The organism is Streptomyces turgidiscabies Car8, assembly GCF_000331005.1.
GTDB lineage: Bacteria > Actinomycetota > Actinomycetes > Streptomycetales > Streptomycetaceae > Streptomyces > Streptomyces turgidiscabies.
The window spans coordinates 1-5,606 of sequence record NZ_AEJB01000409.1 but is presented as its reverse complement, the minus strand read 5'-3'; the positions used below and the strand labels follow the sequence as shown (position 1 = coordinate 5,606).

Annotated in this window: 4 protein-coding genes and 1 pseudogene; 2 read left to right on the top strand and 3 right to left on the bottom strand. The window is 70.7% G+C overall.

Features of this window, described 5'->3' with window-relative positions; all coding sequences use genetic code 11:
* Positions 1-18: 18 nt before the first annotated feature.
* A complete protein-coding gene (locus STRTUCAR8_RS29765; protein ID WP_006379826.1) occupies positions 19-1,170 on the bottom strand; it encodes an aminoglycoside phosphotransferase family protein in 1,152 nt (383 codons plus the stop codon).
* A 245-nt stretch (positions 1,171-1,415) separates the two neighbouring features.
* Between STRTUCAR8_RS29765 and STRTUCAR8_RS29760 the strand changes: the two genes are divergently transcribed.
* Positions 1,416-2,921, top strand: a complete 1,506-nt coding sequence (locus STRTUCAR8_RS29760; protein ID WP_006379828.1) for a DNA-binding protein NsdB — start codon at positions 1,416-1,418, stop codon at positions 2,919-2,921.
* Positions 2,922-2,941: 20 nt separating this feature from the next.
* On the opposite strand, the gene STRTUCAR8_RS29755 is transcribed toward STRTUCAR8_RS29760, so the two are convergent.
* Positions 2,942-4,384: a PP2C family protein-serine/threonine phosphatase gene (locus STRTUCAR8_RS29755; RefSeq protein ID WP_006379827.1), complete on the bottom strand. Its 1,443-nt coding sequence runs from the start codon at positions 4,382-4,384 to the stop codon at positions 2,942-2,944.
* Between the two features lie 484 nt (positions 4,385-4,868).
* On the opposite strand from STRTUCAR8_RS29755, the gene STRTUCAR8_RS29750 reads away from it, so the two are divergent.
* On the top strand, positions 4,869-5,309 hold the full coding sequence (locus tag STRTUCAR8_RS29750; RefSeq protein WP_044473131.1) for an SsgA family sporulation/cell division regulator: 441 nt from the start codon (positions 4,869-4,871) through the stop codon (positions 5,307-5,309).
* 21 nt (positions 5,310-5,330) lie between these two features.
* Here the strand turns inward: STRTUCAR8_RS29750 and STRTUCAR8_RS55855 are convergent.
* A pseudogene (locus STRTUCAR8_RS55855) lies at positions 5,331-5,525 on the bottom strand (baeRF3 domain-containing protein); the annotation flags it as partial.
* Positions 5,526-5,606 lie beyond the last annotated feature (81 nt).

Genomic DNA, 5,606 nt, shown 5'->3' with positions numbered 1-5,606 from the left:
GCGGGCCCACGTCCCCCGTCAGCGAGTGCCGACCGCCGCGCGCACGGCCCGTCGGGCCAGTTGGCAGTCGTCGTGCAGCCGCCTCAGCAGCAGCCGCTGTTCCTCGCCGGACGGCGCAGCACCCGGGTGGGCCGGTCCCGGTGCCGCCGGGGTCGACTCGTGCATCGAACGCTGCACGGCCAGTTCGTACGTACGGATCTCGCGCGTCAGTACCAGCATCAGGTTTACCAGGAAGGCGTCCCGTGCCGCCGGTCCCGCCGCCTGCGCGAGCTGGCTGATCTGCCGCCGGGCCACCGGCGCGTCACCGAGGACCGCCCACAGCGTCGCCAGGTCGTACCCCGGCAGATACCAGCCCGCATGCTCCCAGTCCACCAGCACTGGACCGGCCGGTGAGAGGAGGATGTTGGACAGGAGTGCGTCGCCGTGGCAGAACTGGCCCATTCCCTGGCGGCCCGCCGAGTGCGCGATGCCGTGCACCAGCTTCTGGAGGTCGCCCATGTCCCGGTCGGTGAGCAGCCCCAGCTCGTGATACCGGGAGATACGTGCCGCGTAGTCGAGCGGCGCGTCGAACGTGCCGGCCGGCGGACGCCAGGCGTTGAGCCGGCAGATGGCGCTGAGAGCCGCCCTGATGTCCGCACGCGGCGGCGCCTCGGCCGGATGCCTCTGCAGGGCCGCGACCCGGCCCGGCATCCGCTCGATGACCAGTGTGCAGTTGTCCGGGTCCGCCGCGATCAGTCTGGGCACCCGCACCGGCGGGCGGTGCCGGACGAACGAGCGGTACGCCGCTATTTCGTGCCGGATGCGCTCGGCCCAGGCCGGGGACTGGTCCAGTAAACACTTCGCGACGGCCGTGCTGCGCCCTGTCGTCCCGACCAGGAGCACGGAGCGTCCGCTGCGGCGCAGCACCTGCACCGGTGCGAACTCCGGGCAGATCCGGTGCACCGAGGCGATGGCCGTGCGCAGTTGGGCGCCCTGGGGACCGGACAGGTCGAGTCTGCCGCTGAGCGGCTGGGTGCCGATCCCCGGCAGCCGTCGGGTCCGGCCGGCACCGACGCCACTACCGAGGGCCGGTGCCGCCTGACGCGCGGGGTCGAGGTAGGGGCCGCTGCCACCCGGGCGGGGGTGCAGCAGCCGTGGAGGGGCGGACACGGAGGACGATGCTGCGTACATGGGAGAAACAGATCCCTTCGTGTGCCTGCGACGGTCATGCGCTACCCGGCCCGGTCTCCCAGGTACACCCTGGGGAGTGCACCTGCTGCAAAAGGACGGCGACCGGGTCGGGGTGGCGCATTCCTACCTGACACCCGATGACCAGTGGCACACCATCTGGCGAACCCTGGCGAACCCTGGCGAATAGTCGCTCAGCAACTGACAGACGGTTACTGTCAACTCAGCCGAGAACCTGGGGGCTTGACGTGAGCGGACAACCCAACACTCGTCTGACGGACCTGTTCGGCCTGGCCGGCTGGTCCAAGGGCGAACTCGCGCGGCTGGTCAACCGGCAGGCGGCGGCCATGGGCCACCCCCAGCTGGCGACCGACACCTCGCGGGTGCGGCGGTGGATCGACACGGGAGAGATCCCGCGCGATCCGGTGCCGCGCGTACTGGCTGCCCTGTTCACCGAGCGTCTCGGCCGTGTCGTGACCATTGAGGACTTAGGTCTGGTCCGGCACGGGCGTGTGGGGAAACGGCCGGGCGGCGGGAGTGCGGAAGCTCCCGACGGCGTGCCGTGGGCGCCCGAACGGACTGCCGCGGTCCTCACCGAATTCACGGGAATGGACCTCATGCTCAACCGACGCGGCTTGGTGGGTGCGGGCGTCGCTCTCACCGCAGGCTCCGCACTCAGCAGTGCCATGCACGACTGGCTGCACACCGACCCGACTCTCTCCGCCGACGCACCCGACCTCGACGATCCCCTGCACGCGGATTCCGCTGACCCTGCCGGTTTCGACCGGTACGAGGCCGCCCCCATCGGGTGGCAGGAGATCGAGGAACTGGAACGCGCGGTCGAGGTGTTCCGGGCCTGGGACGCCGCTCGCGGCGGCGGCCTCCAGCGCAAGGCGGTGGTGGGTCAGCTCAACGAGGTGGGCGGCATGCTCGCCTACCGACATCCCGAACCCCTCCAGCGGCGCCTGTGGGGCGTCGCCGCCAACCTCGCGGTCCTCGCCGGCTGGATGTCGCACGACGTCGGCCTGGAACCCACGGCCCAGAAGTACTTCGTCATCGCCGCCCACGCGGCCCGAGAGGGCGGCGACCGGCCGCGTGCCGGGGAGGCGCTCTCCCGGGCGGCTCGCCAGATGGTGCACCTGGGCCGGCCCGACGACGCGCTCGACCTCATGAATCTCGCCAACTCCGGCTCGGGCGAGGAGACCCTGCCCCGCACGCAGGCCATGCTGTACACCGTCGAGGCCTGGGCGCAGGCGTCCATGGGGCGCGGTCAGGCGATGCGCCGCACCCTCGGCCAGGCGGAGGACCTCTTCGTCTCCGACAAGGGTGATGTGCCGCCGCCGAGCTGGATGCAGATGTTCAAGGCAGAGGACCTGTACGGCATGCAGGCCCTGGCCTACCGGACGCTGGCCGAGCACGAGCCTGCGGCCGCCGTGCAGGCCCAGTACTACGCCGAGAAGGCCCTCGAACTGAGGGTCGACGGCCGGGAGCGGTCGAAGATCTTCGACTTCCTGTCCATGGCCTCCGCCTGCTTCATCGCGGACGACCCCGAACAGGCGGCCGGGTACGCGCGGTTGGCCCTCGTGTCGATGGGCTCGAACTCGTCCCGTCGTACCTGGGACCGGCTGCGCGAGATGTACCGGCTCACCGCCGAGTACTCCAGCTTTCCCAAGATCGACGAACTCCGCGAGGAGATCAAACTGTCGCTGCCCAAGCAGACGAGGGGAAGGGGCGGGAACAACGCGCGGGTCTAGGTCCTGCGGGTCCAGGCCCCTTACGGGGCCACCCTGGCGACGAGTACACAGGCGTCGTCCTCGCGCTCGGTCTCGCCGAACTCCTCCACCACCGCCCGTACACAGTCCTGCGCGGTCCGCGCCTCGCCGAAGCGTGGGGCCAGTTCGAGCAGGCGGTGCTCGGCGGCGGTGCCTTCCCGGAGTCCGGGCACCAGTCCGTCGGTGTGCAGGAGGAGCACGTCGCCGGGTTCGAGGGTCTCCTCGGCCTGTCCGTAGACGGCGCCCGAGGTCGCGCCGAGGAGAACGCCCTCCGGTGGGTTCAGCACGCGCCCCGTCCCGTCGCGGAACAGCAGCGGGGCGGGGTGTCCTGCCTGGGCCCAGGTGAGGGTGCGGGTGTCCGGCCGGTAGCGGCAGCAGACCGCGCTGCCCAGGGCCGGCTGGACGGACGCGTCGAGTAACTGGTTGAGCCAGGTCATGAGTTGGCCCGGCTGGGTGCCCGCCACGGCCATGCCGCGCAGCGCGCCCAGCAGCATCGCCATGCCGGAGGTCACGGTCACTCCGTGTCCGGTGAGGTCGCCGACGCTCAACAGGGTGTCGCCGTCGGACAGTTCGAGCGCGTCGTACCAGTCGCCGCCGATCAGCGCGCTCGTCGAGGAGGGGAGGTAGCGAGCGGCCAGGTCGAGGGTTTCGGGGCCCTGGTGCGGGAGTCGCAGCGAGCCGCGCCACGGCGGCAGCACCGCCTCCTGCAGCTCGACCGCGAGCCGGCGCTCGGACTGCGCGTGGTGCCGGTGACGCTGCAACGAGTCACGGGTCTCGCTCACCGTCCGCTGGCTGCGGCGCAGTTCGCTGACGTCCCGGAGCACGGCCCACATGGAGGCGGTGCTGCCGTCGGCGTCGAGCACGGGCTCGCCCATCATGTGCACGGTGCGTACGCCGCCGTCGGGCCGCACGACGCGGAACTCGCCGTCGATGGGCTTGGCGTCGATGAGACAGTCCGTGACCATCGCGGTGAGCCGCGGCCGGTCCTCGTCGAGGACCAGGGAGGGCAGCTCGTCGAGAGTGAGCGGGTCCGCGGCGGGGTCCCGGCCGAGGATCTGGTACAGCTCGCCGGACCAACTGGCCTCGTCGGTAAGGAGGTTCCACTCCGCGCTGCCGACCCGGCTGAGGAGCGAGTCGGGCCGGGGAGGGGTCGGCGCGGCTGATACCGGGGGCAGTGTGCCGGCGGCCGCGGGGGCCTCGGGGAGGGGCTGCGGTCCGTCCCGCAGCTGGGCCAAGTGCTCGTCGAGGTCGCTCAGTTGGTGCATCGCCAGGTCGTACAGTGCGCGCTGCCAGCGTCCCTGCGGGTCCGATCCGTCGGCCGGTGTGTCCCGTCGTACGGCGTCCACGTCACCTTTGAGCTGTCGGGCCTGCGTGATGAGAGCGTCGACCGGGCCGCGCGCGGGAGGCTGGGCGGCTGGACGGTCCGCGGAGAGATGGGGCGGCATGACGCACTCCGATGAAGGGACGGTACGACCAAGGCTGACGGAAGACCGGTTACGACTGTTGCACAGCCTGCGACGCCCTGTAAGGGATTTGGCAACACACGGGACGGTGGTGCTTCTGGCATATGCCACAGTCTCCCTGGACGGTTTTCGTGATGCGAAAACGGTACGCGCCCGGTGTGCCAAGTCGTAGGCGGGGTACGCGACTTGGTGGATCGGTGGGGATGAGTGACAGCTCATTCAGTCGCGTGTTCGACGGCCTTTTGTGCGATGCGTGGTGATGTGCTGCCGGGGCGCATCGTCAGGTTGCCCCCGAATCGCCCAAGGGTCCTTGATCCCTGCGGAAAACCACGCATGACAGTGATGCAGGTCACATTAAAAGCTGCGGGTTCCGCGTAATCGGAGAGGCCATTTCGGGGTCGTAACACCACGTCGGCACAACGCGTCGGCATCGCCACCGTCGGCCCGAACCGGAGCGGAGACTGCCATGGATGTCACCCTCGAACAGCCCGCGCGTGCACGTCTGATCACCTCGGAGGAGCAGGAGCTCCCCGTCCATGCCACGCTCCGCTACGCCTCGACGGATCCGCTGGCCGTGCACATCGACTTCCCGGCCGAGGCCGCCCTGGACGGCGAGGGGGTGATCTGGACCTTCGCCCGGAGCCTGCTGGAGGAGGGAGTGCGGCGGCCCGCCGGGAGCGGTGACGTCCACATCTGGCCGTGCGGGCCCGCACGAACGGTCCTCGAACTCCACTCGCCGCACGGCCTGGCCCTGCTCCAGTTCGACACCCCGGCCCTGCGCCGCTTCCTGCTCCGTACGTTCGCTGTCGTGGCGGCCGGCAGAGAGGACCTCGGCGACGCCGTCGACCGCGGTCTGTCCGACCTTCTCGGCGCCCCTTCGGCGGGGAGCGAGGGCCGGGAGCAGTAGGGGCGGGTCAGTAGCGCGGTACCGCTTCACAATCTCGTTCACGATGTCCTCGTGGGCATCGGGGTCGCCGCTTCCGGCGGGCACGAGATGCTCACCGCAGACGCCCTGAACCGTCGCGCGCTGGTTCTCCTCGACGGTCGGCGGTCGGACGTGTCCCTCGGTGGCGCTCCGCCACACCTCGTCGACCCCGGCCGCGAACTCCCGTCGGTCACGCTCGGTCTCGCGGTCTCGCGGTCCCGCCGGACCGCGTCGGCCCGATCGCCCTGCCGCTCCGCGACCAGGCGCCGGACTGCGTGT

Bases quoted from the DNA above. Each gene is read 5' to 3' on its own strand.
- STRTUCAR8_RS29765 (WP_006379826.1), bottom strand. From the start codon at position 1,170: ATGTACGCAGCATCGTCCTCCGTGTCCGCCCCTCCACGGCTGCTGCAC.
- STRTUCAR8_RS29755 (WP_006379827.1), bottom strand. From the start codon at position 4,384: ATGCCGCCCCATCTCTCCGCGGACCGTCCAGCCGCCCAGCCTCCCGCG.
- STRTUCAR8_RS29750 (WP_044473131.1), top strand. From the start codon at position 4,869: ATGGATGTCACCCTCGAACAGCCCGCGCGTGCACGTCTGATCACCTCG.